At 36.4% G+C, this 26,812-nt stretch carries 25 protein-coding genes and 3 pseudogenes; 14 read left to right on the top strand and 14 right to left on the bottom strand.

The window, feature by feature from the left end; all coding sequences use genetic code 11:
* Positions 1–1,131: a tRNA epoxyqueuosine(34) reductase QueG gene (gene queG, locus JNUCC51_RS15430; RefSeq protein WP_337988770.1), complete on the bottom strand. Its 1,131-nt coding sequence runs from the start codon at positions 1,129–1,131 to the stop codon at positions 1–3.
* 59 nt (positions 1,132–1,190) lie between these two features.
* Here queG and JNUCC51_RS15425 point away from each other — a divergent pair, with 59 nt between their 5' ends.
* Both JNUCC51_RS15425 and JNUCC51_RS15420 read left to right on the top strand, forming a co-directional pair.
* Positions 1,191–1,880: a B3/B4 domain-containing protein gene (locus JNUCC51_RS15425; RefSeq protein WP_337988769.1), complete on the top strand. Its 690-nt coding sequence runs from the start codon at positions 1,191–1,193 to the stop codon at positions 1,878–1,880.
* Between the two features lie 14 nt (positions 1,881–1,894).
* Positions 1,895–2,404, top strand: coding sequence for a hypothetical protein (locus JNUCC51_RS15420; protein WP_337988768.1), 510 nt, complete (start codon positions 1,895–1,897; stop codon positions 2,402–2,404).
* A gap of 179 nt (positions 2,405–2,583) precedes the next feature.
* On the opposite strand, the gene JNUCC51_RS15415 is transcribed toward JNUCC51_RS15420, so the two are convergent.
* From JNUCC51_RS15415 to JNUCC51_RS15405, 3 genes are all read right to left on the bottom strand, one after another.
* Complete coding sequence (locus JNUCC51_RS15415; RefSeq protein ID WP_337988767.1) at positions 2,584–3,006, bottom strand: MerR family transcriptional regulator; 423 nt, start codon at positions 3,004–3,006, stop codon at positions 2,584–2,586.
* 17 nt (positions 3,007–3,023) lie between these two features.
* Positions 3,024–4,031 carry a medium chain dehydrogenase/reductase family protein gene (locus JNUCC51_RS15410; protein WP_337988766.1) on the bottom strand — a complete coding sequence of 336 codons (1,008 nt, stop codon included), beginning with the start codon at positions 4,029–4,031 and terminating at the stop codon, positions 3,024–3,026.
* 1,220 nt (positions 4,032–5,251) lie between these two features.
* A complete protein-coding gene (locus JNUCC51_RS15405) occupies positions 5,252–7,174 on the bottom strand; it encodes an acyltransferase family protein (protein WP_337988765.1) in 1,923 nt (640 codons plus the stop codon).
* Positions 7,175–7,638: 464 nt separating this feature from the next.
* Here JNUCC51_RS15405 and JNUCC51_RS15400 point away from each other — a divergent pair, with 464 nt between their 5' ends.
* Entirely contained in the window at positions 7,639–9,225 is a 1,587-nt protein-coding gene (locus JNUCC51_RS15400; protein WP_337988764.1) for a catalase, read from the top strand.
* A gap of 61 nt (positions 9,226–9,286) precedes the next feature.
* Here JNUCC51_RS15400 and JNUCC51_RS15395 read toward each other — a convergent pair whose 3' ends face one another.
* On the bottom strand, positions 9,287–10,189 hold the full coding sequence (locus tag JNUCC51_RS15395) for a S66 peptidase family protein (RefSeq protein WP_337988763.1): 903 nt from the start codon (positions 10,187–10,189) through the stop codon (positions 9,287–9,289).
* Positions 10,190–10,359: 170 nt separating this feature from the next.
* Between JNUCC51_RS15395 and JNUCC51_RS15390 the strand changes: the two genes are divergently transcribed.
* From JNUCC51_RS15390 to JNUCC51_RS15370, 5 genes are all read left to right on the top strand, one after another.
* Complete coding sequence (locus JNUCC51_RS15390; RefSeq protein WP_337988762.1) at positions 10,360–10,575, top strand: hypothetical protein; 216 nt, start codon at positions 10,360–10,362, stop codon at positions 10,573–10,575.
* Positions 10,576–10,674: 99 nt separating this feature from the next.
* A complete protein-coding gene (locus JNUCC51_RS15385) occupies positions 10,675–10,926 on the top strand; it encodes a hypothetical protein (protein WP_337988761.1) in 252 nt (83 codons plus the stop codon).
* Positions 10,923–11,132, top strand: coding sequence for a hypothetical protein (locus JNUCC51_RS15380; protein WP_337988760.1), 210 nt, complete (start codon positions 10,923–10,925; stop codon positions 11,130–11,132). The genes JNUCC51_RS15385 and JNUCC51_RS15380 overlap by 4 nt, the downstream gene beginning before the upstream one ends.
* The gene (locus JNUCC51_RS15375) at positions 11,129–11,338 is read left to right on the top strand and encodes a hypothetical protein (RefSeq protein WP_337988759.1); all 210 of its coding nucleotides are present in this window, start codon (positions 11,129–11,131) and stop codon (positions 11,336–11,338) included. Before JNUCC51_RS15380 ends, JNUCC51_RS15375 begins: the two co-directional genes overlap by 4 nt.
* 99 nt (positions 11,339–11,437) lie before the next feature.
* Positions 11,438–11,668, top strand: coding sequence for a hypothetical protein (locus JNUCC51_RS15370; protein WP_337988758.1), 231 nt, complete (start codon positions 11,438–11,440; stop codon positions 11,666–11,668).
* A gap of 148 nt (positions 11,669–11,816) precedes the next feature.
* Here JNUCC51_RS15370 and nagB read toward each other — a convergent pair whose 3' ends face one another.
* Complete coding sequence (gene nagB, locus JNUCC51_RS15365) at positions 11,817–12,530, bottom strand: glucosamine-6-phosphate deaminase (RefSeq protein WP_337992244.1); 714 nt, start codon at positions 12,528–12,530, stop codon at positions 11,817–11,819.
* Between the two features lie 196 nt (positions 12,531–12,726).
* Here nagB and JNUCC51_RS15360 point away from each other — a divergent pair, with 196 nt between their 5' ends.
* Positions 12,727–13,470, top strand: coding sequence for an arylamine N-acetyltransferase family protein (locus JNUCC51_RS15360; protein ID WP_337988757.1), 744 nt, complete (start codon positions 12,727–12,729; stop codon positions 13,468–13,470).
* 125 nt (positions 13,471–13,595) lie between these two features.
* On the opposite strand, the gene JNUCC51_RS15355 is transcribed toward JNUCC51_RS15360, so the two are convergent.
* Entirely contained in the window at positions 13,596–13,946 is a 351-nt protein-coding gene (locus JNUCC51_RS15355) for a VOC family protein (RefSeq protein WP_337988756.1), read from the bottom strand.
* A gap of 263 nt (positions 13,947–14,209) precedes the next feature.
* Between JNUCC51_RS15355 and JNUCC51_RS15350 the strand changes: the two genes are divergently transcribed.
* From JNUCC51_RS15350 to JNUCC51_RS15340, 3 genes and pseudogenes are all read left to right on the top strand, one after another.
* Complete coding sequence (locus JNUCC51_RS15350; RefSeq protein ID WP_337988755.1) at positions 14,210–14,797, top strand: TetR/AcrR family transcriptional regulator; 588 nt, start codon at positions 14,210–14,212, stop codon at positions 14,795–14,797.
* Between the two features lie 265 nt (positions 14,798–15,062).
* Positions 15,063–15,758: an SGNH/GDSL hydrolase family protein gene (locus JNUCC51_RS15345; RefSeq protein ID WP_337988754.1), complete on the top strand. Its 696-nt coding sequence runs from the start codon at positions 15,063–15,065 to the stop codon at positions 15,756–15,758.
* 18 nt (positions 15,759–15,776) lie between these two features.
* Positions 15,777–16,592, top strand: a pseudogene (locus JNUCC51_RS15340) (SDR family NAD(P)-dependent oxidoreductase).
* A 257-nt stretch (positions 16,593–16,849) separates the two neighbouring features.
* Here JNUCC51_RS15340 and JNUCC51_RS15335 read toward each other — a convergent pair.
* From JNUCC51_RS15335 to JNUCC51_RS15315, 5 genes are all read right to left on the bottom strand, one after another.
* Complete coding sequence (locus tag JNUCC51_RS15335; protein ID WP_337988753.1) at positions 16,850–17,119, bottom strand: hypothetical protein; 270 nt, start codon at positions 17,117–17,119, stop codon at positions 16,850–16,852.
* 238 nt (positions 17,120–17,357) lie between these two features.
* Positions 17,358–18,053: an ABC transporter ATP-binding protein gene (locus JNUCC51_RS15330; protein ID WP_337988752.1), complete on the bottom strand. Its 696-nt coding sequence runs from the start codon at positions 18,051–18,053 to the stop codon at positions 17,358–17,360.
* Between the two features lies 1 nt (position 18,054).
* Positions 18,055–19,089 carry an ABC transporter permease gene (locus JNUCC51_RS15325; protein WP_337988751.1) on the bottom strand — a complete coding sequence of 345 codons (1,035 nt, stop codon included), beginning with the start codon at positions 19,087–19,089 and terminating at the stop codon, positions 18,055–18,057.
* A 143-nt stretch (positions 19,090–19,232) separates the two neighbouring features.
* The gene (gene thpR / locus JNUCC51_RS15320; protein ID WP_337988750.1) at positions 19,233–19,814 is read right to left on the bottom strand and encodes an RNA 2',3'-cyclic phosphodiesterase; all 582 of its coding nucleotides are present in this window, start codon (positions 19,812–19,814) and stop codon (positions 19,233–19,235) included.
* A gap of 65 nt (positions 19,815–19,879) precedes the next feature.
* A complete protein-coding gene (locus JNUCC51_RS15315) occupies positions 19,880–20,134 on the bottom strand; it encodes a hypothetical protein (RefSeq protein ID WP_337988749.1) in 255 nt (84 codons plus the stop codon).
* Positions 20,135–20,587: 453 nt separating this feature from the next.
* On the opposite strand from JNUCC51_RS15315, the pseudogene JNUCC51_RS15310 reads away from it, so the two are divergent.
* Together JNUCC51_RS15310 and JNUCC51_RS15305 are read left to right on the top strand one after the other, a co-directional pair.
* A pseudogene (locus tag JNUCC51_RS15310) lies at positions 20,588–20,812 on the top strand (MFS transporter); the annotation flags it as partial.
* Positions 20,813–20,926: 114 nt separating this feature from the next.
* A pseudogene (locus JNUCC51_RS15305) lies at positions 20,927–22,257 on the top strand (IS3 family transposase).
* Positions 22,258–22,454: 197 nt separating this feature from the next.
* On the opposite strand, the gene JNUCC51_RS15300 reads toward JNUCC51_RS15305, so the two are convergent.
* Together JNUCC51_RS15300 and JNUCC51_RS15295 are read right to left on the bottom strand one after the other, a co-directional pair.
* Positions 22,455–23,159 carry a thioesterase II family protein gene (locus tag JNUCC51_RS15300; RefSeq protein ID WP_337988748.1) on the bottom strand — a complete coding sequence of 235 codons (705 nt, stop codon included), beginning with the start codon at positions 23,157–23,159 and terminating at the stop codon, positions 22,455–22,457.
* Positions 23,160–23,755: 596 nt separating this feature from the next.
* On the bottom strand, positions 23,756–26,803 hold the full coding sequence (locus tag JNUCC51_RS15295) for a cyclic peptide export ABC transporter (RefSeq protein ID WP_337988747.1): 3,048 nt from the start codon (positions 26,801–26,803) through the stop codon (positions 23,756–23,758).
* Between the last annotated feature and the right edge of the window lie 9 nt (positions 26,804–26,812).

Here is a 26,812-nt window from a genome sequence, read left to right as displayed (position 1 = left end):
TTAATTAAAAAATTGTAAACCTTTTTTAATTTCAACGAGTACTTCCTCGTCCTGTTCTTTTCCTTTTGCCTTAAGTAATGCAGATTGAGACTGCTCCCCGCCTATTTTACCTAAAGCCCATGCTGCTGTCCCTCGAATTACTGGTCGTTCGTCTTTTTCAAGAAGTGCTACTAAATCTGGTACCGCAGCTTCCTCTTTAAAGTGCGCAAGTGCCAAAATAGCATTGCGTTGAATTGGCTTTTTCCCCCGCCATGAACCAGAAACATGTCCAAATTTTTCTTTAAAGTCACGATTTGAAATCGTTAAAAGTGGTACAAGTAATGGCTTTGCAAGCTCTGGATCAGGTTTAAATTCCTCATGTATCCAGTTAATCTTCCCCTTATTCTTTGGGCATACGGTCTGGCATGTATCACAGCCATACAAACGGTTTCCAATATGGGTACGAAACTCATCAGGTAGCATTCCCTTAGTTTGCGTTAAAAAGGCTATACAACGCTGAGAGTCTAACTGTCCTCCCTCGATTAACGCACCTGTTGGACAAACATCCAAACATAAACGGCAATCACCGCATTCATCCTCCATAGGCTTATCAGGAGCAAAAGGGATATTCGTAATAAGCTCTCCTAAATATACATAAGAGCCGAACTCAGGAGTAATAACCGAGCAGTTTTTCCCGCTCCAGCCTATCCCTGCACGCTCTGCCACTGCCCTATCCACAAGTGCACCCGTATCAACCATTGATTCAATACGTGCACCTTCTACGCGATCCTCAAGCCAGGCTGATAATAATTTCAAGCGCTCACGTAATGCTGTATGATAATCGACGCCCCAAGAAGCACGACAAAAAATTCCCCGTCTTGATCCCTTTTTGCCTACAGGTGCATCTTGCATACGCGACGGATATGCTACAGCTATCGCCACAATGCTCTCTGCTCCTTCTAACAATTGTAGTGGTTCGGTACGTTTTTCTATATCGCTTTCTTCAAAGCCAGACTGATAGCCAAGTTCTTGCTGACGGCGCAGTCTATTTTTTAATTCTGTAAATGGAGCTGCTGTTGTAAAGCCAATCTTGTCTACACCAATGGACATTGCATACGCTACAAATTCACGTTGTAGGTCATGTATGTTCATTTTATTCCCAACTCCTTACATGGTACAATAATAAAAATAGATAAAGTAGGTGATGTTTTATGGAAATTTCAATTAATCAATCTCTATTGACACAACATCCCGAGCTTAAAATCGGCATTATTCATTATACCAAAATTGTCGTTGCAGAATCGCCTCAAATGATTAAAGGCCGCATGCAATTGTATCAGGAGAACCTTTTTTTAGAACTGCAAGATAGTCCTGTAACGCAACGAGAGGGTATCGCAGAATGGCGACAAATGTGGAAAAAGCTTGGTGCAGATCCTAACCGCTATCGTCACTCAGCAGAAAGCTTAATGCGCCGAATTAGTAAGGAAAATTATTTAACACCACTTCACTCAGGTGTTGATTTAAATAATTTCTTCTCCCTCCAGTATGAGATTCCAGTAGGTTTATATGATGTAGCTAAACTAAAAGAAAATATAGAAATCGCACTTGGCAACGAGGAAACAGGCTATGAAGGCTTAAATGGTCGTTTTAATTCATTAAAAAATATCCTTTATAGCTATGATGCTGAAGGAGCATTTGGGTCACCATTTGTCGATTCTAAACGTACATCTGTTTCAAAGGAAACAACCGAGGCTTTACATATCTTCTACCTCCGTCCATCATTGTCAGAGGAACGTGCTGAAGAGCTTCTTTCATCTGCTGGTAAGATGTTTAATCAAATTCATGGCGGCGATTATAAAATGGCCCTATTAACAAAGGCAGCACCATCTACTACACTGTAAAAGGACGTGTTTTCATGATTAATCTTGCAGAAGCCGTTAAGCTAAAAAGTATTTTAGCAAAAAAAGTTCAGGAGCTTGTTAGTGAATTACATCGTAGCGCTTTTGTAACTGTTGAAAAAGGACAAGCACCCAAAACAAGTAATCGCGCAATGACAGTAATTGAAGCTGAATTAGCTCAAGTACGTCTCGATGTTCGTACATTAGATCGTTTAGTATATGAAGCAAATATAATTAACACAGTAGACTTTAAAGGTGAAAAACTAGCATTAGTTGAAGCAATTGAACTCGCAACACAGCTTCGCGCAGATGTCGAGCTTTGCAAACAGTTTAGTATGCATGAAAAAGAAAGTGTACGCATGGGTTATGGTGAAACTACAATGCTTTATGAAATTGCTATGTACGAGCCAGATGATTACCGCGAACGTGCTATCACACTAGAAAAAGATGCCCATAAATTATCGAATCTTATCAATGCAAAGAATTATAGTGTTGAAATTAACTTCGATGATTCTCGTTATTTCTAATCAGATCATAAAATACTGCAATAAAAAAAGCAGCCTTTTTGAACTGCACCTCCAATTGTGTTTAACAATTGGAGGGCAGCTCATTTTTGGATGCTTTTTTTCTACTTTGTTAAATCGAAATTAATTCCAATTTTCCCTAAATCCTAATTGCGTGACATCCACAAGAAACTTTAAAGAAGTTAAAATGCTTTACTGTTTTGAAGTCTATCATCTAGCATAGCTAAATAAAAACTTCTTTTCTCATTTGCAAGAGTCATCACGTTTTCCAATTGCTCCAATTGTTGCTCTAGTAGATTAACATGTTTATTTAATAGTTCAACCCGTTTATGTAAAATAGCCTGGATATCTTCTATTTCTTGATCATTTTGTGTTAACAGACAGCCATCTTCAGCAAATAAAGTCATATCTTTTAGCTTCATTCCTGTTTGCTTTAATCCATAAATAAATTGAATAAAGCGAAGATCCTGATCATTATATTGCCGAATCCCGTTTTGTTTCCCATCCATACGATAAGGATTAGGTAAGAGGCCCATTTTTTCGTAATAACGAAGTGTATATGTAGAAATACCTGTTAATTTCGATACTTCACCAATTGAGTACATTAAGTTTTTGTCCCCTTTCATTCACATATAAGAACAACCTTTCCTACAGATATTGATTTTTCAAGCAATTCTTGTGCATGTGCCGCTTCCTTTAAAGGAAGTCTGTAAGAGATCAAAGGATTGATTTTCCCTTCTTCTAACAATGAGAGAAGGAACCGAACATCTTCCTTAAACCAATCTAATCTTTCTTTTTTTAATGAGGTTATAGAGTAAAGATAGATAGGATTACCTTTCCCTGTAGTTCGGTTTTCAGCCAGACTTTCCCATTCTTTGGTCCACTCTTCTGAATCTTCATGCTGAAGAATCGACGTATAGCCGTAACCTATGAATCGGCCATTCTTGCTTAAAGTTTTCATCGAACGCTCATAATTCCTGCCTCCTATTGGATCAAATACAGCATCCATACCTTCAGGAGCCTGGATTCGAAGAGTATCTACAAAATCTTCTTTTCGATAGTCAATCGGCATGGCGCCGTATTGGGATACAATTGAATGTTTAGCTAATGAAGCCGTTCCATACATTTCTAATTTCGCTAACTTTCCAAGCTCAAGCAATGCAGTACCAACCCCTCCACTTGCTCCGTGAATAAGGATACGTTCTCCCTCAGCTACCTTTGCAATCCGGTGAAGCATTTGATAGGCTGTCACATAATTTAAGATCACAGCAACCGCCGTTACGGAATCGATATGAGCAGGAATCCCGACAATCTCATCGTCCATCGCGTACACATAAGATGCATAGCCACCCGTTCCGTTAAAAAAGACGGCTACCTTATCCCCTATCAAATATTTTTGCACGCCTTCTCCCAACTCTTCAACAATTCCAATAGCGTCATATCCTGGAGTAAAGGGAGGTATAGGAGATTGCGGAACTTTTCCCTCTCTTCTCATAATATCCGCAAGTGCAACTCCTGCTGCTTGGACCTTAACGCGAATTTCCCCTCTTTCAGGTTTTCGTAAGGGTTCCTCTATCACATCAATAACTTGAGATCCTCCGTATCGAGTTACAATTACTCGTGTATTCAAATCAAAACATCTCCCCTCAATAAAGATGTTTGTATTATATTTGTTAGAGTAAACTCTAAGTCAAGGAATCTATTTTGCATCAGCCAAGGTTTAAAGTTTTATTGCATAGACGATTTCCATGAAACTGTATACAATAGATTTATGGAGTCGATGAGACTTCATATCGAGTTGGATGTGCTGTTTTCAAAACTAGCTTTTTGGAGCTAACTCACACGAAACCTATGACAAGTTACCTGTTACTGTATACCCAATGACTAATAACCAACTATAAGCAATGGCCATACTCAAACAACTTGACTATTATTTGAAAACGCCATCCAATAGCTCTCTTACATCTTTTGTGTAAGAGAGCTTTTTATGTGCTTATAATTACCTCATCTTGCATTAACGAATAAAGAAGTAATGTAGACCTATTGCAAAGGCAATTTATTGATCCAATAATAATTCATCATGAAAAACCATTTTAGCAAAAAGACTCCACCGAAAATTAACATGATTAAAATTCCAACATGTTTTAATCCATTATGAAGCATTTTCTATCTCTCCTCATATTCAATTAAAAATTCGATGCTCTGTACTACTCTTTAAATGTATAAATTGTTGTAATCTTAATTCCATACGGTACAATGACTCCTACTCTTTGAATATTAATACACAGTAGTTTAATACAGTAAAAGTCACTTTAAATAACTATACCCCTTATCTTCACATCGTATATTCTTCCTAAAATTAAATTATCAATAATTTGTGGTAGGTTAAGATAAAAAAATCCAAGGTGTTTCAATAATAATAAAGAACACTCTTGGATAACTTACACTATGCTATTCTATATAAAAGGATCTATTTTATACCTAAATCAAAAAATCTTTCATTTCGTCCTCATCAGATTACCTGTCCATCCGAACAAATTTGATACAATGTATCACAATAGTCGGTAGCTTCCAGCGGTATATATTGTACAAGCTCATCATGTTGATTAAAATGTAAAATGGTATCATACGACCATACAAGACCAACCATTTTTGTATGGTACATGGCATAAAATTTATAACATCAGAAAATAAATCATTTGGGATTTATATCAATTTCACAGTCCTTATCCAAATTTGCTCCAAACGGATTGTAATAGTATGCCTCCAGACTTATCAACTTTGGAATTTTTCGGTGGGCGTACTAGTAGTTTTTATTAAAGCACCTTCTAGTTATCTAAAAATATGTTATTATTTATCATTTATTTCTTCCAATAGCCATTTACCCATATAATGTGAACCTTCATAAGTCGTGTGATTTGTGTCATCGTAAATATAGATACCATCAATTACATACGGCGATAGAGATTTTTCATCTCCTAAGTAGTTATTTAAATCTAATAATGTTACTTTATTTTTATTATTTTTCACTACTTCAGTGATATTATTGTTCATTGCATCAGAGAACTGATTCTCTGATATATTGCTTTTCATATGTGCATTATTAATTACATTAGTAAGATAGATTTTAATATTATTTTCATAGAAAAAATCAATTACTTTTTGATATTGTTCGACAAATCGCTCATCAAATTCTGCATCTCCAACTCGCATCTCTTTCCCATCAATAACTTCTGTTGCTTGGTCTGCTCGTCCATATGAGATAATAACTTTTGTTGGATGATACGTATCAATTGCTGTTTGCCAGTAAGTAAGGTATTCTTCAAATGACCTTATTGGATAAAAAGGTTGATCTGGATTATCCCCATTAACTGTATAATCAGGATTCATAATACTCCCATTGTCGACGCCATATGCTAAAATTTGATAAGGATAGTCCGATTTAGCAGGATAGTCCTCATTAGCAGGATAGTCCGATTTAGCTCCTTGAGCTAAATTTAACCCAAAAGCAATTCTATTAGACCAAGAATCTCCAATAAATAACAATGCTTCTTCTCCGTATCCTGTAATGAATGGGTCAGAACTTATCCACCATGGCTCTATTCTGTACTCTGCAGGATTAGGAGTAAATTTATGGATTACCTCTGGATTTTTTTGAACTCCAAATGTTAGCGCTGGAAACCCCAGTACAAGAAAGGTTGCGATATAGGCATTTCTTATTTTGATCTTGCTCTCTACTATAAAATATAGCACTGTAGCCAGAATTACAGAAATTGTAAGTTGAATAATAGCTAACTTAATAGGGCTATCTAAAGTGATCCCAAACCAATCATAAAGGTTCTTAGCGGAAACAAAAACAATTACGGGCATGTGAATTAAATATAAAGAGTAACTGATTTTTCCGATAAATAAAATAAACTTGTTAGCTAACAAATAATCACTAAATTTAAAATGAGTAATACTTAATAAGTATATTCCTATTCCAAATATTACACAGTATAAAGCAATATATCCTCGGAATAAGTTGATATTGTTTAATTCAAATAAATAAGTTAGGTATCCTAAAGATATCAAAACAATCAAAATTAAAAATTGATTTAACTTTTTTGATGCCTTTTCTCTCTTAAAAGCCAAAACACTTATGACACTTCCTACTACAAATGAAGATATACGTGTCAATGGGTTATAGTATAGATAATCAAAGCTATGATTGATACTATAAAAATATGTGATCCCCACTAATACTGAGAACAGTACTAATAAAAAAAATAACATTCTTTTTTTATCTATTGTTTTATCTTCTTTCTTTTTTAGCAGTAGATACATAACAAACGGCCAAATAAGATAAAACTGCATTTCGATACAAATTGACCATAAGTGAAGTAGAGGGGACTTTACTCCCTGTTCCCAATAGCCAGCACTATGGAATAATTCATAGAAATTTACGACACCTAAAGATGAAAAGAAAGCTTGGGAAAATACTTTATCTTGAATTGTCGTTAATGGAAAATTAACTAACAAAATTAATGTTACTATCGTACAAATAATTAATGGAGGTAGTATTCTTGAAATCCTTCGAATGAAAAAGTTTTTGATATTAATTTTATTTGTATCATCAAATTCCTTAATCAGTAAAAAAGAAATAATAAAACCAGATATAACAAAGAATAATTCAACACCAGCAAATCCAAAGCCTAGAATTTCCATATGGAAAAATATTACCAACAAAACAGCAATTCCTCTAAAACCATCTAAAAATTTGATTCTTCCCATAATATCGTGTATTTCTTCCTTTCACTTAATATCGTGTATTTCTTCCTTTCACCGTAACGGCCCTTATTCCAAGCTTGTTTAAAACAATAGCATTATTTTCTATATATTTAAAATCAATCTTTTCAGGTTTTTGAACATATTTTGATAATCCATTTAAATGAACATATTTTGATAATCCATTTAAATGAACATAAACAAACTATTTTAAAGATTAATCTGTTTCCAACCAATAGAAAGCTAGATGTATCACTTGCTTTATACATCTCCCTCACTAGTTAATATCTAGTTTTTAAAAAAACTAACATGAATATCAAAATCGTCAAATCAACATTTTCAAATTTCTAAGCATATTTTGATAATTAACTTTTTTTAACTCTCACTCATCTCGTGAGTATGAGGTTTTTCATGTCTAGTTCTCCCCTAGCATGGGCAAAATGACTATATCCAAAGAAAGGGGTTAAACAATGACAAACCAACACGATTCCACAAACGAGCATGACATGACTCTGACAAATCGACAGGGACACCCTATTACTAACAATCAAAATATACGAACTGTCAGTAATCGAGGCCCTGCAACCCTTGAAAACTATGATTTTATAGAAAAAATTAGTCACTTTGACCGCGAAAGAGTTCCTGAGCGTGTTGTTCATGCTCGAGGCGCTGGAGCGCATGGCTATTTTGAAACATACGGTGTAGTCGGGGATGAGCCCATTTCTAACTATACAAGGGCTAAAGTATTTCAAGACAAGGGCAAGCAGACGCCTGTTTTTGTGCGTTTCTCAACAGTTATTCATGGTGGCCATTCACCAGAAACATTACGAGATCCACGAGGCTTTGCTGTAAAATTTTATACTGAGGATGGTAACTGGGATTTAGTCGGCAATAATTTAAAAATCTTCTTTATCCGCGATGCTATGAAATTCCCTGATATGATTCACGCCTTTAAGCCTGATCCCATTACAAATATTCAGGACGTTGAGCGCTTTTTTGATTTTTGTGCAAGCTCACCAGAATCCTTCCATATGGTGACATTCATTTATTCACCATGGGGTATTCCTGCTAATTATCGAATGATGCAAGGCTCTGGCGTCAATACGTATAAATGGATCAATAGTGAAGGCAAAGCTGTCCTTGTAAAATATCATTGGGAACCTTTACAGGGCATTAAAAACTTAACACAAAAAGAAGCAGAAGATATCCAAAAGAAAAACTTCAATCATGCCACACAGGATTTATACGATGCGATTGAAAATGGGGATTATCCTGAATGGGAGCTAAACGTCCAAATTATGGAGGATGGTCCACATCCAGAGCTTGATTTTGATCCGTTAGATGATACGAAGCTTTGGCCTAATGATCAATTCCCGTGGTATCCAGTTGGTAAGATGGTGTTAAATAAAAATCCAGAAGATTATTTTGCTGAGGTTGAACAGGTCGCTTTCGGTACAGGTGTGCTAGTGGACGGATTGGATTTCTCGGACGATAAAATGCTACAAGGTCGTACCTTCTCTTATTCTGATACACAGCGTCATCGTGTAGGTGCAAACTATTTACAACTTCCTATTAATGCTCCTAAAAAACGAGTGGCAACCAATCAAAACGGTGGTCAAATGATGTATAAGCGAGATTTAGCTCCGGGGCAAAATCCTCATATTAACTATGAGCCTTCAATGTTAAATGGTTTAAAGGAAGCTACTCAATCGGCTAAAGAATATACACCGCTCGTGGAAGGTAATCTCGTTCGGGAATCAATTGATCGTCAAAGCAATACGAAGCAAGCTGGCGAAACATATCGCAATTTTGAGCAATGGGAGCGAGATGAGCTGCTCGAAAACTTAATTCGTGATTTATCAGTCTGTAATATAGCTATTCAAGAAGCAATGATTGCATTAGCAGAGGAAGCAGATGAAGAATACGGTCGCTTGTTGAAGGAAGGATTACAAAAAGCTCAAAATAATTCTTCTTCATCAAAGCCACTTGGCAATATCGATGGTGATAAAGCACCTAATAAAGCTGTAGATAAAGGCCATGACGCAGAGCCTTATTAATAGCCTAAACGTTTCTATAAAATAAAGCGCTCAGCACAATATAAAGTGCTGAGCGCTTCTTTTAATGCACACCAGGCAAAATCTTTAGTACCTTTTCCTGTGCATCTAAAATAGCATCTACGCCTAATGGAATTGCAATATTCGTTGAATCATGGCCAATTTTAAAGCCAGCTACAACCGGAACTCCTAAATCCGCAAAATAATCCTTCATTAAAGCAAGTAATGCCGCTTCATCTGCTTCTGTTTGTGTAAAGGAACCGATAACAACACCGGCTAACTGCTCAAGCTTTCTCGCCTGCTTTAATTGCTGCAGCATCGCATCGATATTTGGAATAGTTTCTCCAAGCTCCTCAATCAATAAAATTCGATCTTCCGTGCTAACTTCAAATTTTGTACCTAATGTGTTAACGAGGCGACGTAAATTTCCACCAATAATCTCTCCGCGAGCTACACCAGGTGCAATCGTTGTTAATGGGGAAATATCCTCCGTATACTGTAATTCCATCGGAGAAAATAGCTGTAAAAACATTTTCTTTGATAAATCATCTATTCTTCCCACAGACATAAGTAACGGTCCATGAAACGTCACTAAATTAGCATATTCGTTAATCGCACAATGTAAATATGTAAGATCAGAGAAGCCCCAGAAGACTTTTGGATTTTCTTCAAGTAGTCCGTAGTCAATCTTCTCCGCAATTCGTGCAGAGCCATAGCCCCCCTTAACACAAAAAATTGCCTTCACCTCTGGATTTCTCACCATTTCATGAAAATCAGCCAGACGCTCCTCATCACTACCTGCTAAATAATCGTGGTTTGCCTGAATGGTATCCCCAATTATATAGTTTAGCCCTAATTCTTCAAGAAAGGCTATAGCATCTCCTAGCTTTTCGGGCTGTGCTGGACTAGATAAAGCCACAAGACCCACTGTGTCGCCCTTTTGTAAATGTGGTACGATGCTTTTCACCCTAACCCCTCCTATAGTTTTTCTTATTCTAGCATATAGATAATATTGTAGCATTGATTGATAGCGAAGCTAGTGATTATGAAATCTAAATTTCCGGGTAAATGTCCCTCTCTTTGAAGGGTCCTTCGGTCATACCATTGGTTCTATCTGTCGCTTTGATGGCACTATCCATGACTTTGACAGTTCTATCCATCGCTTTGAGGATTCCTTCCGTCGCTTTCGTCTTTCTTTCCGTCACTTTGCTGGTTCTATCCGTCGCTCTGATTTCTATCCGTCACCTTGACTCTTCTATCCGTCGCTTTGAGGATTCCTTCCGTCGCTCAGGCGCTCCTATCCGTCGCTTTCGCATTTCTTTCCGTCGCTCTGATTTCTATCCGTCACCTTGACTCTTCTATCCGTCGCTTTGAGGATTCCTTCCGTCGCTCAGGCTCTCCTATCCGTCACCTTGACTCTTCTTTCCGTCGCTCTGATTTCTATCCGTCACCTTGACTCTTCTATCCGTCGCTTTGAGGATTCCTTCCGTCGCTCAGGCTCTCCTATCCGTCGCTTTCGCATTTCTTTCCGTCGCTCTGATTTCTATCCGTCACCTTGACTCTTCTATCCGTCGCTTTGAGGATTCCTTCCGTCGCTCAGGCTCTTCTATCCGTCGCTTTGAGGATTCCTTCCGTCGCTCAGGCTCTCCTATCCGTCGCTTTCGCATTTCTATCCGTCGCTCTGATTTCTATCTGTCACCTTGACTCTTCTATCCGTCGCTTTAAGGATTCCTTCCGTCGCTCAGGCGCTCCTATCCGTCGCTTTCGCATTTCTTTCCGTCGCTCTGATTTCTATCCGTCACCTTGACTCTTCTATCCGTCGCTTTGAGGATTCCTTCCGTCGCTCAGGCTCTCCTATCCGTCGCTTTCGCATTTCTTTCCGTCGCTCTGATTTCTATCCGTCACCTTGACTCTTCTATCCGTCGCTTTGAGGATTCCTTCCGTCGCTCAGGCTCTCCTATCCGTCGCTTTCGCATTTCTTTCCGTCGCTCTGATTTCTATCCGTCACCTTGACTCTTCTATCCGTCGCTTTGAGGATTCCTTCCGTCGCTCAGGCTCTCCTATCCGTCGCTTTCGCATTTCTTTCCGTCGCTCTGATTTCTATCTGTCACCTTGACTCTTCTATCCGTCGCTTTGAGGATTCCTTCCGTCGCTCAGGCTCTCCTATCCGTCGCTTTCGCATTTCTTTCCGTCGCTCTGATTTCTATCCGTCACCTTGACTCTTCTATCCGTCGCTTTGAGGATTCCTTCCGTCGCTCAGGCTCTCCTATCCGTCGCTTTCGCATTTCTTTCCGTCGCTCTGATTTCTATCCGTCACCTTGACTCTTCTATCCGTCGCTTTGAGGATTCCTTCCGTCGCTCAGGCTCTCCTATCCGTCGCTTTCGTCTTTCTTTCCGTCACTTTGCTGGTCCTATCCGTCGCTCTGGTTTCTATCCGTCACCTTGACTCTTCTATCCGTCACTTCGCTGGTCCTATCCGTCGCTAAAGCTCTTCTAGACGCTTTCGCCCCCATATCCGTCACTCTATCCGCCTCATTAAATCCAAAATAAATAAGCGTAGACTTCAAATAATATAAAGTCTACGCTCTTAATTTTTATTTTGTTCCGCCGTAAATAATCGTTACATTTGGGTGATTTAATAATTGGCTTGCTGGGAAATCTTCAGTGATGATACCACTTTTTAATTTTTCTATAGCCTCTAGTTTCTTTTCACCAAATGCAATTAACACGATTTCCTTGGCTTTCATAATAGATTGAATGCCCATCGTAATAGCATGTGTCGGTACATCTTTAGAGTTATCAAAATAAATTGCATTTTCTGAGCGTGTAGATTCAGTTAACTCTACAATATTAGTCGTTGTATCAAAAGATGTGCCTGGTTCGTTAAAGCCAATATGCCCGTTAACGCCAATGCCTAGAAGCTGCAGATCAATTCCTCCCGCTTCCTTAATTCGAGCATCATAGGCCGCACACTCAGCATCTAAATTTTCTGCCTTACCATTTGGTAAATGTATATTTTCTTCCTTAATATCAACATGATTGAATAAGTTCTCGTGCATAAATGTCCAATAGCTTGCCGGACTTGATTGATCGAGACCTATGTATTCGTCTAGGTTAAAGGTAATCACGTCATTAAAAGATATATTTCCAGCTTGTTGGCGTTTCACTAATTCCTTATACATTCCAACAGGAGAACCACCAGTTGCTAATCCTAAAATACTCGCTGGCTTTATTTGTAATTGTTTAGTGAAAATATCCGCTGCCACTTTGCTCATTTCATCGTATGAATTTACTTCTAACCATTTCATTTCGCTTGTCATTCGTATACCTACCTTACAATCATTATTAATTAACTAAAATAATAGGAAATATCTCTCTTTATAATAGTTAATATTTTCATTTTACTAGTTATTTACCTTCTTTTCTATTATTTTCTTTCTATTATTCACGTGTATTCTCAAGCCATTTCGGTTATGTTATTTAGTAAGGAAGTGAGGCGATTTTATGAATTCACAAATACAGCAATATTTAAAGCTTATTCAATTTCAAGGATCTTTAGAGCCATCTATTAAGCTACTTGGTCAGCTCCAAACAAAACATCTACATACCATTCCTTATGAGAACCTAGATGTTGCCTTGAAATATGGCATCTCCTTCGCTATCCCTGACCTTTTTCAAAAAATCATTGTTCAACATCGCGGAGGTAATTGCTTTGAACTAAATATTTTATTTAGTTGGCTACTTCGTGAACTTGGCTTTTCCGTAACTAATCGCTATGCACAGTTTTGGCGCAACAATGAAGCAGATACTCCTATTGAGGATGTACCTATGCATCAGCTATTGCTAGTTAATTTCGGTGGTCAATCATATATTTCGGATGTTGGCGTAGGTGCACTAGCTCCTTGTAAGCCAGTTCCACTAATAGCTGGGCATCAACACCGAGAAGGTAATGAGCTTTATAAAATTGAACTAGATGAAGCAAACGGCTGGATGCTGTACGAACAAAAAAAACAAAATTGGCGTTTACTTTATAGTTTTTTTGATGACGCTAACGATGCAAAGTTTGCACCAAGACTTTCTAAACAAAAAAATAAAATCGCGATGATTCGTACTCCTCGCGGACGACATACAATGCTTAATAACGAATTTCGAATTTACGAGGGTTACTCTCTAACAACTTATACAACTCATAACGAAAAAGAATGGCGACAAGCACTTCATCGCTTTTTTCATATTTCATTAAATTAAATGCTTCATGACAAAAAGCAAGCCTCCCCATTAATAGGAGACTTGCTTTTCCTATGCTAACTTTTTAGATACGACGTATTCACAAAAAAGCCTCCGCTATCGTTTGCAGAGACTTATTAATTAGACTATTTGTTTTGAATTAAGCCGAAGCCAAGCCCAGTTGGATCTACCATATAGGCAAGATAAAACTCATCGAATTCCATTTTGTCACGAACAATGATGGCACCATGCTGTTTAGCTTTGGAAATAGCGTCATCAATAGAATCCACTTCAATTTGAATACGTGTTCCAAACGGATAGTCATGTGGCCCCTTAGCAATACCACCATTAATCCCTGATTTTTTATCTTCCCCGGTTTTTACAGCCCTATATCCCCAATTAGGTGTAGCTGCTTCCCAACGAAAAACCTTAGCATAAAACTCAGTTGCTTTTTCAGGCTCCTGACTATTTAATTCAAACCCTATTACTCTCCCCACATAGTTCCCCTCCTGATTTTTGAAGTATAATTTATAGTTCAACATTTCGTTAAATATTTCCTTCGGCCAATTATGTCTTAGCATAAAGGTAAGAGACTTCTGTACTTGTCGCTACGCTTTCGATACATAAAACACTTGTAGCTTCGTCTTTCCGTAGCAATTGTAAAAACATGATGACTTAGGTATTTAACTATTCATTAATTAGTAAAATATTGTATACTTAAATTAGAACGACCGTTCAAATCTAAAAAAGAGGTAAAACATTGAACAAAAGACGTTATGATAGCGAGAAAGCAAAAGTTGAAATTATGGAACATGCGGTTAGTTTGTTTTCTCAAAAAGGCTATAATCAAACATCAGTAGGAGATATCTCAACCGCTTCAGGCTACAGCAAAGGACATATTTATTATCATTTTGAAAACAAAGAAAAGCTTTTTGTTCTTTTATCGCAACAAACAATGCAAGATTGGCACAACAAATGGCTGCAAAAAGAAGGTACCTATTCCACAGCAACAGAAAAATTATATGGCATGGCTATGCATGTTCTCTATCATTACCAAACACCTTTATTAAGATCAGGGCAAGAGCTAGCTTCCAATCCAAAATCGAGTCCTGAATCCGTGCAACAATTATACAATTTAGCGGTTGTACCAATGGGTGCTTATCGTACGATTCTTCAAGAAGGAATTGATAAAGGGGAATTTGTTCAAGGAAATATTGAGGAGTGGACAGTTCTACTAGGCACATGGCTAGGGGGGTTATGTCAGCTTACAAATACTCAGGAGCTTAAAGCACTAGAGCCACTCTTTAATCAGGCAATAACCATTTTTATCAATTATGCCTCGGCATAATTGCGTCCGGAATCGGCTTTGTGCTTAGGCATGCACACGCAGGTCAGTTAGCCGTTATCGCATGGATGCGATGATTTTAGGCTAACATCCCCTAAGAACTCCTTTCCGATTCCGTGACATCCGCCGGAGGCATTAGGCCAACACGATGTTGGTCACTCAGGCATTTTCACAGGATGTGAAGTTCTTAGCCTGAGTTCCTCTTTTCAACGGGTGTATAGACACCCGCTGAAATAAGTTAATGGAGATAAAAAAAGGTGGGATATAAATGAAAATTGCATGTATAGGAGACAGCTTAACAGAAGGTCGACCAGGAGTTTCATTTTTCAAACTACTAACAGCAAAACATCCACATATCGAATTTAATAATCTCGGTAAACCAGGTGAGACAGTAAAAAGCTTACACACTCGTTTGGAGAAATCAAAGCTAGCTACTTATTATGACCTCAGTTTTCTTTGGATTGGTGTAAACGATGTCTATGCTAAACTTTTGAAAGTGCAGGCACAGCCAGTAACAAAAGATCATCATGAATTTAAAGATTACTATGTAAACTGTTTAGAAATGATTTTAGCATCCTCTAAACATGTTGTTTTAGTAACACCAGCTTTAATAGGAGAGACAATTAAAAACACTTCAAATATAGAATTAAAAGAGCTCTCCTCCATTATTCAGTCCATCTCTTCTAAGTATGCAAATGTTAGCTTTTTAAATATGCAAGAAGTGTTTGAGCACCACTTGGAACAAGTTAATAGTTCGGATTATATTAACACCAATGTTATACGAGTAATGCAAGATGTACTGTTTTATAAAAATCCTTCGCGAATTGATCGATTGTCCAAAAAGAGAGGGCTACATTTAACGTTAGATGGCGTTCATTTAAATAGTAACGGAGCAGAACTTGTCGTGGAAGAATACACAGCTGTCATTGAGCAGCTTCAATTACAGGAAGATACTGTCTATTAGGATTTCATACGAAAGGTGATGAATATGAGAAAGGTTGCGATTGTTACTGGTGGTGTATCCGGTATAGGGAGGGCTATCTGTGAAGAATTAGTAGGTCGTAATGTATTTGTTATTATTGCAGATATCAACGAACAGGATGGACGTCTGCTAGAGGCAGAACTAAATAAAGATGCTTCAAATGCTCAATTTATTGAATTAAATGTAACCGATTACAAAAGTGTTGAACATGTCATCACAAATGTATATGAGGAATTTCAAAGGTTAGATTATTTATTTAATAATGCTGGTATAGCTATGTATGGTGAAATTTATGATATGTCGATGGACGAATGGAAAAACATTGTGGATCTTAATTTATGGGGCGTTATATATGGTACTCAAGTTGGCTATCGCATCATGAAGGAACAAGGCTTTGGACATATCATCAATACCTAATCAGCAGCAGGGTTGGGGCCAGCTCCTATATCTGCCGCATATTCGACTACGAAGCATGCTGTTGTGGGCTTAACGACATCACTACACTATGAGGCTGAGGAATTTGGCATCAAGGTAAGTACGCTATGTCCTACTTTTGTTGATACACCTATTTTTGATAAAGCAATCGCTATTAATATCGATAAATCATTGATGTCCAAACAATTGAAAAAGCAAAAAATGATGTCTCCACAGCAACTAGCAAAAATCACTATAGCAGGCGTACACAAAAATAAGCCTATTATCTGTCCTATGCCAATGCGTAAAACAATGGATGTTATCTTTACGATCTTCCCTTCTTTGCATAGGGCAATAATGAGAATGGTCTGTAAAGTAAGTCGAAAAGCTCGATTAACATAAACATTTATCGTAAAAGCTTCTTTCAAATGGTAAAAAACCGCTATGCTTTTCCGCAGGCCCGACACGAGCCACATCAGGGCAAAAAATAGGACGTTGGACACGAAGGCATAGTCTCCTTCGCTACATTTTCATTACACTCATCTCAAAAACAATTTGTAGGAGTCTCGCGGCTTTTTACCTTTATATTTAAGATAACTAAAACACTGAACGGAATAACCCCTTTTCAGAGATAAATAACTAGTTATTTATACTTTTCTTTATCTTTTTTTATAAATACCTAAAAGTAATATAATTAACCCTATAACAAAAATTATAGGAGATAAATACATCATAATCGATGTTGCCCAACTATTTTTAACCACTATTCCATACATTACGCCAATTACAAAAGATAAGAACGGTGCAAACGCTATCATTGTAATGATACCCCAAACGATGTAATTCCCTTTCTCTGACCTTCCTTCGGTTAATTGGAATCCCGCTATTAAACCAACTAATACTATCAATAAAGCAATGACAAACGCCATTTCAAATCACCTCCCTCTTTCTTTCTATAATATGCTCCATTAGTTTAGTGGTTTGGTAACATAACACTAGGCTTATTAAAAATCTCTATAAATTGCGCAGAAGGAACGGAAAATCAGCTTAACATTATGGTGATGAGCCTGTTTAACTTCTTCCAGCGAGTGTCACGCAATTATGCTGAGGTATAATTGATTCAAAAAAAACACAACCATCAATAACTGTGGTTGTGTTTTTTACGATTCAATCTAAATAAACAGCATCTTGCAAAATGACACCGTCGCTCATTTTTATAATACGATCCGTATAAGCAAGCATTTCTTCATCGTGTGTCACCATTAAAGTAGTAATGTTTAACGTTTTAGTCAAATCTCTAATTAGCAACATAACCTCTTTTGATCTTTGTGAATCTAAGCTTGCTGTTGGTTCATCTGCGAAAAGAACTTTCGGTTTATGAATGATTGCTCGGGCAATGGCAATACGTTGCTTTTCGCCACCTGACAATGACGAAGGATAAGCCATTTTTCGATGATCCATCCCTACTAATTTTAGGATTCGATTAACTTCATTTTTTTGTTCCTGCTTTTTTAATTTTGATTCCGAAACATCTAGCATTAGCAGTAGTTGCTCCTCAACTGTAAGAAAAGGTACAAGGTGTGCAAACTGAAAGACAAATCCAAACTCACTTGCTCGTACTTTTCGAACCTCTTCAGAGTTCATGATAGACATATTTTTTCCTTCAAATATTACGTGCCCACCTGATGCAGGCTGAAGTCCAGCAGCTATTGTCAGAAGTGTACTCTTACCAGATCCAGATGCACCGACCAATGCTGTTATTTCCCCTTCATTTAGAGAAATATCTATCCCTTTAAGTATTTCTTCCTCTATCTCGCCATTCTTAAAGGATTTTCTAACTTCATCGATTTTAAATAAAGTCATATTAAGCCTCTCCTTGCTGTATCGCTTGTAATGGTTGAATTTTTTTAATTTGGATTCCTGAAATTGTAGCACCAATAAATCCAATGATTAGGAATACGATCGATAATTGCGTTGTTGTCGCAATTGTTAAAGTGAAAGGCATTCCTTTTGGCGCTATCAGATTAAATGCTTGGCTAAAGGCTACCGACAAAATAAGTGAAATAACTGTAATGATAGCCATCTGTGTCCATATCATTTTGAATAATTTACTCGTTTTCACACCAATGGCTTTCAAAATTCCGTATAAACCAATTTTTTGAACGTTCATCATATAGAAGAAGATAGCAAACAGCATCCCACTAATGACTACTAAAAACCAAACAATCATATTTAAAGACATTTGTTCTGCGCTATAGCTTGGTATTGTATTAAGAAACTCTTTATTTGAAAATGATTCTAATCCAGCAAATTCTTTTGAAGAATCTCCATCTGGTACGAAAATCATCTGCATTTCCTCAACACGGTAAATTTCTTTATAATCCTGTTCATTAATATAGGCAACAGGTGCATGACTATATTTCTTTTGGTCGACAAATCCTTTTACTACAAACTTGCCACTAAATTGATTATTCGTTAATGTATCTCCTACTTTAATTCCTTTATCTTTCATTGAACTATCTAATACAACTTCATTATGTTTCACATTTTCAAATAAATCTGACTCGGTAGATGTAACAAAGGCAACGCTTTGTTGCTTATTATCCTTATCATTTAAAAAGCCCATTTGTAATGAAAAAGCTACTGCATCTTTTTCTTTGCTTAATATTTCATTTTGTGTACTGCTATCTATTTTTGACAGATTATAAGTTTGATCTGCATCCTTATTCATATAAAATTGACCTTGTGGTAAATCCTTTATTAGAGCGGCATTATCTTGTGACAATCCATTCGCCAAACCAGAAATAATAAAAGTTAAAAAACTAACTAGAAAAACAATCGAACCTAATATTAAAAATCTTACTTTATTCTTCTTAATTTCTTTCCATGCAAGATTCATAGTTAACTCCTCCATTCCTTTTTACATCCTTATCATAAAATCCTTAAATGAACGGAAGATGAACTAATTATTAATTATGAGATGTTTTTAACAAAAAAAGCTCATAAACCTTTTCCTTTTTAGGTTTATGAGCTTTTTGTAAATTATAGTAGGCTTTTTACAGATCTATTGTCATCTAAACGAATGACAGCTTTTTTATAATATTTTGGTGTTTCCTCTATTTTTGATTCGTACAAAACCACTTCTTCCACTAGAAATTTAGGAAGCTGAAAATTATCCTCCATCAATGCCTCTGACGGAATTTTCCCGCATGCTACATCCCACTTTCTTGCAACAGTTATATGGGGTATAAAAGGTTTCTTATCTAATTCAAATCCAACCTTCATACAGTCTTGGTATACTAATTCTTGCACAATATTTAATTGCTGTGATTCAAGCAGATCGGCCCATAAAATTCTTGGATACTCTTGTCTTCCAAAAGTCTTGAACCCCTGAATACATAATTCGAATGGAGGAATATTCAGAAGGTTTTTCCTTGCTTCATCCATTACATCCTGTAATTGCTTTTCATCCGCATGACCTAAAAAAGCCAGTGTGATATGATAATCTTCCTGATGAACCCATCGTTTAAAAGGAACGTCTGTTTTCATTTTTTCACACTTATCATTAAGAGCTGCTTTAATATCTGAAGGAAGTGGAACTGCAATAAAAAAATGTCTATTCATACTCATACCCTCTCTATTCATCGTAAATACTACTTAACAGGCATTATGTCTTTTCCTACAATAATTTAACCATAACTACTCACACTACAGGCGAAGATTGAAAAATGCCTAGCAGGAGCTGCTTTTGCTTTCTGTGGGGTACCTACAAAGGATACGCTACTTACAACTAATGCCGTAGCCAAAAATGTATTCAACGATCGCTTCCACCATTTTTGTTGCTTTATTATTTGTTTTACCTCCAATATTTTTAAAAGCTTCATAGATTTTAAATAATGGTTTAACTCATCTCCCTCTTTATTTACAAATGCTTTATTTTTCATTAGTAATCTGGCCTTTTCGACAGATTTCTAGATATTTAAATATAAACGAGAGATATATACAAAACATTTACAAGTTCAGTCCTGACTTTGCGGGTTACCCCTTATCTTTTTCAGTCTAAGTTCTATTACAGAATTTAATTAATCCGCTAAGTAGATTTGTTTTACTAGGAAACTCACCACGACTTTATGTTTCTATCTAATCACATTCCAGACTTTTCCACCCTTGTACTAGATAACATATCAATCTAAAACTTTTACCTGTGAAATTTCATTGTCTCCATACTTGATACCGCCTTTTACATTTCCATAAGGCTTTACTACACTTAGGCTTCCTAACATCTGAATCATTTTTTACTGAAGCTGATGTACTTCATGACGAGGGAGAAGCATATGCCAATAAACTTCGTGAAGCAGGTGTTCTGGTATCATTCACGATTCGTGATGCTCAACGCCATATCCGCAAATCTTATGCTCAGTCAACGTGCATTTTTCTCGTTGAGTCCCGAAGTTCGTAGTCGTCTAAATGGACTATTCATGGCAATTTTCTTTTTTGGTGGTGCAATTGGGTCAGCCATCGGAGGATGGGCCTATGCAATTGGAGGATGGAATACTACATTATGGATGGGAATAATCCCTCCTATACTTTCCATATTTTACTTTGCCACAGAAAAGAAGTAATTCTAAAATAGTAATATGGTACCTGTAGTTAGGACACTTGAAAAAGAGTGTGCTAACTGCAGGTATTTTTTATATACTAGACTTTCAAGATTAAAGAACGAACTAGAGGTTACTATGAGTAAAATTTTATTTTCACCAAAACAGGTACTACAACTTCAAAAAAATCCAAACGTACAACAGGTTAGCGAACGTACGATTACCTATACAGATACATTTAAAAGTCAATTCATTGATGAATACTTCGCAGGGAAAACACCGAGACAAATTTTTAAGGAATATGGCTTTGATGAAGAGATAATTGGGATCAAACGTATTGAACAATCAGCTTTTCGTTGGCGTAAAGCATATGAAGAGAACGGCTTAATTGACTTAACGAATACACGCAAATCTGGATCAGGTAGACTGATTAAACGCGAATTAACAGCGGCAGAAGTCATTGAAAGACAAGCTGCACGCATTCAACTATTGGAGGGGCAAGTAGATTTACTAAAAAAGCTCGAAGCGACAGAAAGGAGGCTGCTAAACGACAGCCAAAAACTAAGCACAAATAAGGTTTTTTAACTCATTTCAGATACGCTCACTCAGTTTCCATTTAAACGGATAGTGACGTATTTTTGTGGCCTCTTAAAGGTTTCTCGCTCAGGCTATTATAGCTATTTACAGGCGAGTGATGCGCGAGCAGTGAGAGAACAGAGGGATTTAAAGGTACGCGACTTGATTTTAAAAGCCTTTGATCGTCATGGTTATAAGAAAGGCTCTCATTCGATTAAAATGACACTCGAGCAGGATTTTCAATGTGTAATGAGCCGTAAAAAAATCCAGCGTATTTTGCGCAAGTAAGGGATTGTCTGCCCGCATCGTAAACCGAATCCATATATACAAATGGCGAAAGCAACGAAGGAACATCGTGTTGTGCCAAATAAATTAAATCGTGAATTTAAGTAAGGTATCCCTGGGAAAGTATTATTAACGGACATCAGCTATGTGCCATATAACGGAAAGTGTATGGCTTATTTGTCGACGATAAAAGATGCCTCGACGAACGAAATTTTAGCGTACCATGTCTCAGACCGAATCACGCTCGAAATAGCTACGGAAACGATTGAAAAACTGATCCGTAATAAACGCGCTCAGCTTCATCCAGAGGCCTTTATCCATTCAGATCAAGGGGTTCACTATACAAGCCCACGCTATCAAACGCTCTTAAAAAAACATGGCTTAGGTCAATCAATGTCACGCCGAGGAAACTGTTGGGACAATGCGCCACAGGAATCATTTTTCGGTCATTTTAAAGACGAAGTAGACTTAAGCTCCTTGAAGACACTTGAGGAACTAAAAGCGAAAATCAATCACTATATGTGGTCTATTACAATAATTATCGTTATCAATGGAATCTAAAAAGGATGGCTCCTGTGCAATACAGAAACCATCTCTTAGCTGCTTAATCTCTTTTTTTAGTTTGTCCTTGACTTGGGTACCACATTAGATTCCCCCTTTTCTTTTTTCTTTTTTTTTCTTTGTCCCTTACATGAAAATTTGTTGGATAATCAGCTAACAGTTTTGTTACAACTTCTTCAATGTTCTTCAGTTGTCTTATCATAACGCGCGTTTCATGTCTGATAAAAATTAACTTCAGCCATTGCTAACATCTCCTAATAATCAATTCTTGATTAATCAAATTCACAACCGTTTCTAAATGATCATGAATAAAAAAATGATCACCGTCGAAATTGTAAATCCGAAATTCTCCACTTGTATATTTATTCCATTCCACCATATCTGTTGTTAAATTATCTTGTTTTCCATTCATAGCAACAATATCGCAATCAAAAACTTCGCCCTTCTCTTTGTAATCATATGATTCCACAATTCTAAAATCCGCCTTTAAAATAGGAATAAAAATCTGAAGCAATTCTTTATGTTCTACTATTTCTTTTGGTGTGCCTCCCATTTCCAGGATTTCTTTTATAAACTCCTCATTTGGCAAAATATGGTATATTTTATCCATCTTTTTATGGGGCGGTTTTTTTCCAGAAAAAAAGATGGTTTCAGGCATTCTTTTTTTTTGTGATCTAATCTTATGGATACATTCAAAAGCGAGTAAACTTCCCATACTATGTCCAAAAAAAGCATAGGGAGTGTCTTCTAACTCATCTTGTATCTTCTCATATATATCATTTACTGCCTCTTCAATATCTGTGTACAACGGTTCTACTATACGCTTTCCTCTACCTGCAAGCTCAATAGGAATAAGCTCGATTGAATGATGTAAATACTTTTTCCATTTCATATATACCGTCGCAGAACTACCAGCATATGGAAGGCAAAATAACTTAATTTTCTCCATAACTCCCCCGTATATCTATTAGACTAATTCTTCGTATAATGTTGTCAAATCTATATATTCTATTCTTCCAGGAAAATTATCTGCTTTCGCACTTACAGCTAATTTGTATTCTTGACCATAAGTCAAAAAAGTAGGACAACTGTTCATCTTTAGACTTGTCAAGTAAGCCCCTGTTTTCCTCTTCTGTAAAATAGCGTTCAGCGATATCGAGAAGAAGTTTCCCAACTTCTCGACATCAAAACCCAATCGGGAATAAATGAACAACGCAGACAACCCATTCTCCTGGGTGTGAAATATTGTAAGAAAAATCGTTGATATCTGATTCGTTCTTGCTTTTCCAAAGAGACACATTATAGCATTTTTCGAAATCTATCAGGTTCTAGCTTAATCGGAATCTGTCCAGCAAAAATTTCTATCATTTCGTGTACTAGTTACTGCTTTTGTTTTTTATAAGAGCAAGTTTGATGTGCATGGGATTAAAAAGAACAACCTGAATTCCTTTCTTTGCGTAGGAACTGAGCAAGTGGCATCCAATAATATCCTGGCTTACCTTGTGTATATCTTCTTTGCGTTTATCCTTATGATGTTATTGAATCTTATTTATTGTACTGATGACTAATGTTGTCCATTCTGCCCATATCTAACTTGAATATTTTATCAGCCACATCGAAGTAATGGTCATCATGCGTTACCGCAATCACTATTTTTCCTTCAGCTTTCATCTGTGGTAGTAATTCCCTATAAAAAATTTTTCTAAAATGAGGATCTTGATCTGCTGCCAATTCATCAAAGATATAAATTGGCTTATCTTCTAAATAGCATCTCAATAGGTGAAGTCTTTTCTTCTGTCCAGTTGATAATGAAACAGTACTCAGGGTATCATGATGGACATCGACTTTTTTGTCTAGTTCAAGTAGCTGTAAGTAATCATCAATTATTTCCTTCTTTTCTGATAAATCGGTATTGTAGAATCTTTCAAACAGATGTGAATCAGAAAAAACCGAAGAAATATATTCGCCAATTATACCCTGATCAATCTCCTTGTTGTTAATTCTTATACTACCAGTTAAAGGTTTATACAAGCCGGTAATCAGTTTAATAAGGGTCGATTTGCCACTACCATTACCACCAATGATAAACAAGATCTCTCCTTTATTTATGGCGAAATCAATAGGACCAACTGTAAATCCATCCGTTTCCTCGTTTCCATATGTAAAAGTTAATTGACTACTACTTAAGCTGTCTATTTCCTCATAATAATCTAGAATGACTGGCTTATCCTTATGTTCCATATCAGGGAATTGGCCAAGCAACGACTTTACTCGATCTATAGCCACTCTTATTTGTGCTAATTGTGGTATAGCATTTAGGATCCCATTTATTGGGCCTAAAAGATAAAGTAAAATCATAATAAATGTAGTCAATTCATGTTCATCTATTAGATGAAAAACAAATGAAAATCCAAACACGATAAATCCCATCACAATGATAAACAGAGATTCACCTAACATAAAGGCATTAACAAACATTTTAAAAGCATATACATTGTTAGATTTATACTCGGCGTTAATTTCACGAACTTCTTCCCAATATTCAGATTTTTTAGTTCTATGAAGAGAAATATCTTTAAATCCATAAATGAGACCTTCTACTTTTGACAAGAATTTATTTTGAGTTTCTCTTGCCACATTTAAGTGCTTTCCGGCTTTACTATCAAAGTAGGCATATATTCCAGCCATCATAACGATTATCAATAGTGAAATAATCGTACCCAACCCAGATACAGTTCCCAAATAGATAAAGGCTGAAATAATAGTAATAAAGCTTGTGGTAATCACTACAGCTAATCCTGCTAAATTTCCAATTCGATTAATATCATCTGTAATCGTTGCAATAATTCTACCAGACTCCATCTTTTCAAACTTTTCATAACTGATTTGGAAAAGTCTATCGAATATTTTTTTCCTAATCGATTCAATAATCGTCTGTGCTACATCTACTAACTTGATTTCTAGTGTTCTTCTGCCACTAATATAGATAATTAATGCTAATACAAAGTAATAGACTGTATAGCTCAAATCCCCTATTCCATTTAATGCACTTGTAATTAAGAAAATAACAACGGCATTACATACCCCAGCTATTACACCTAACGTTAAAATTTCTGGGGCATCTTTAAAATAGGTGTTCTTACTCGGAAATAACAATAACATAAAGTACGTGATATACATAAAGATTAGCAAAGTTAAAATACTTCCGACAAAAATAATAAAACTACTAGGGCTCCATACAACTGCCGTATACCAATCTACACCTGAAAATGCAAAAGGAAATAGGTAAATACCATACAGAACAGGCACAAGAAGCATAAGATTTATGATAAGTTTCTTCATACTACCCTTTTCAAATCCTCTATGCCTCTTCCCTATTTTTGCACCATATACGATATAGCCGCAGAACCATATAAGTAAAGCAACTAATGAGAATAATATGATTGAGAAAACAGAGTATACAACATCCATTTTATTAGCACTTTTTTCCAAAGGTTTCAGTTCATCACCATAGAGAAAAGAAGAGAGATTACTAGACATTTCATAAAAATTATCAGAATTTGTATTAGCTAAGATAACTATCCCCGAATTGCTTTTTTTGCTGAATGATATATAAGAAGAGAAATTGGGATTCATCCCTCCATGATATAATTCGTCAAATCGATTCGAAGCAACAAACCAACCCTTTCCATAAAAGCTGTTGTTAACGGATGAAACTGTTTTGTCTGCCTCATGCGTGGAATTTACTAAAGGGCCTATGTTTGTGGTTGTATCTCCAAGTTGAAGTTGTAGCCAATTAATCATGTTTTCGGTATTTGACACTAAATACCCAGCAGGATAATTATTTCTAAATATCGGAGATTGGTATTCTCTAGGAGTAAAATAACTGATTTTAAAGCCTTTGGAAAGTTGTTGATCATTTGATTCTACTCCAACATAGGAGTTATTCATCTGTAGAGGGGCTAGTATACTTGATTTTATATACCCCTCATATGACTTCCCGGAAACTTTCTCTATAATGGCACCTAAAATATCGTAGTTAATGGTTGCATATTCAAATTGCTTACCCGGAATGTCTTCTAATTTAATACCTTTTATTTTATCAACCAAGTTTGGTAAGGCTTTCGCACTTGCATCCTCTCTCAATAATTTAATGGAATCTTCCCCTATACCACTTGTGTGGTGTAATAATTGTTCAATCGTAATTTCTTGTTTCTTCTCATTGAATATTCCATAGAAATCTGGAAAGTATTTGGATACAGAATCCTGTAAAGAGAGTTGTCCTTCTTTTTCTAGATTCATGATGGCAAGAGCCGTAAATGATTTGGTTAAAGAGCCAATCTCATAATTGGTATGCTCGGATGTCTCAAGTCTTTTCTCCAAATCACTATACCCATAATTTAAAAATTGAACCTTACCATTTTGAATAATTCCTATACTTAATCCTTGGACTTTTAACTCCTTAAAATGTTCTTCCACATAATTGGAAATAACATCTATTTTACTCTCCTCTCCATTTCCAGCATGTCCAACAGAAACGCTTACAGTAGAAACAATAAACAGAAATGTTAATAATGCAATGAATTTTCTCATTAAAATCTC

Origin of the sequence: Lysinibacillus sp. JNUCC 51, from assembly GCF_015999525.1 — a bacterium.
Taxonomy (GTDB): Bacteria; Bacillota; Bacilli; order Bacillales_A; family Planococcaceae; genus Lysinibacillus; species Lysinibacillus xylanilyticus.
Note: the sequence above shows the minus strand (reverse complement) of the source record. Positions and strands in the feature narration are given on the sequence as shown.

Bases quoted from the DNA above. Each gene is read 5' to 3' on its own strand.
- JNUCC51_RS15390 (WP_337988762.1), top strand. From the start codon at position 10,360: ATGACTTTGACAGTTCTATCCATCGCTTTGAGGATTCCTTCCGTCGCT.
- JNUCC51_RS15330 (WP_337988752.1), bottom strand. From the start codon at position 18,053: ATGACTTTATTTAAAATCGATGAAGTTAGAAAATCCTTTAAGAATGGC.
- JNUCC51_RS15425 (WP_337988769.1), top strand. From the start codon at position 1,191: ATGGAAATTTCAATTAATCAATCTCTATTGACACAACATCCCGAGCTT.
- JNUCC51_RS15315 (WP_337988749.1), bottom strand. From the start codon at position 20,134: ATGAAAAATAAAGCATTTGTAAATAAAGAGGGAGATGAGTTAAACCAT.
- JNUCC51_RS15345 (WP_337988754.1), top strand. From the start codon at position 15,063: ATGAAAATTGCATGTATAGGAGACAGCTTAACAGAAGGTCGACCAGGA.
- JNUCC51_RS15360 (WP_337988757.1), top strand. From the start codon at position 12,727: ATGAATTCACAAATACAGCAATATTTAAAGCTTATTCAATTTCAAGGA.
- JNUCC51_RS15420 (WP_337988768.1), top strand. From the start codon at position 1,895: ATGATTAATCTTGCAGAAGCCGTTAAGCTAAAAAGTATTTTAGCAAAA.
- JNUCC51_RS15415 (WP_337988767.1), bottom strand. From the start codon at position 3,006: ATGTACTCAATTGGTGAAGTATCGAAATTAACAGGTATTTCTACATAT.
- JNUCC51_RS15335 (WP_337988753.1), bottom strand. From the start codon at position 17,119: ATGGCGTTTGTCATTGCTTTATTGATAGTATTAGTTGGTTTAATAGCG.
- JNUCC51_RS15295 (WP_337988747.1), bottom strand. From the start codon at position 26,803: ATGAGAAAATTCATTGCATTATTAACATTTCTGTTTATTGTTTCTACT.
- nagB (WP_337992244.1), bottom strand. From the start codon at position 12,530: ATGAAATGGTTAGAAGTAAATTCATACGATGAAATGAGCAAAGTGGCA.
- JNUCC51_RS15300 (WP_337988748.1), bottom strand. From the start codon at position 23,159: ATGGAGAAAATTAAGTTATTTTGCCTTCCATATGCTGGTAGTTCTGCG.
- thpR (WP_337988750.1), bottom strand. From the start codon at position 19,814: ATGAATAGACATTTTTTTATTGCAGTTCCACTTCCTTCAGATATTAAA.
- JNUCC51_RS15325 (WP_337988751.1), bottom strand. From the start codon at position 19,089: ATGAATCTTGCATGGAAAGAAATTAAGAAGAATAAAGTAAGATTTTTA.
- JNUCC51_RS15400 (WP_337988764.1), top strand. From the start codon at position 7,639: ATGACAAACCAACACGATTCCACAAACGAGCATGACATGACTCTGACA.
- queG (WP_337988770.1), bottom strand. From the start codon at position 1,131: ATGAACATACATGACCTACAACGTGAATTTGTAGCGTATGCAATGTCC.
- JNUCC51_RS15405 (WP_337988765.1), bottom strand. From the start codon at position 7,174: ATGGGAAGAATCAAATTTTTAGATGGTTTTAGAGGAATTGCTGTTTTG.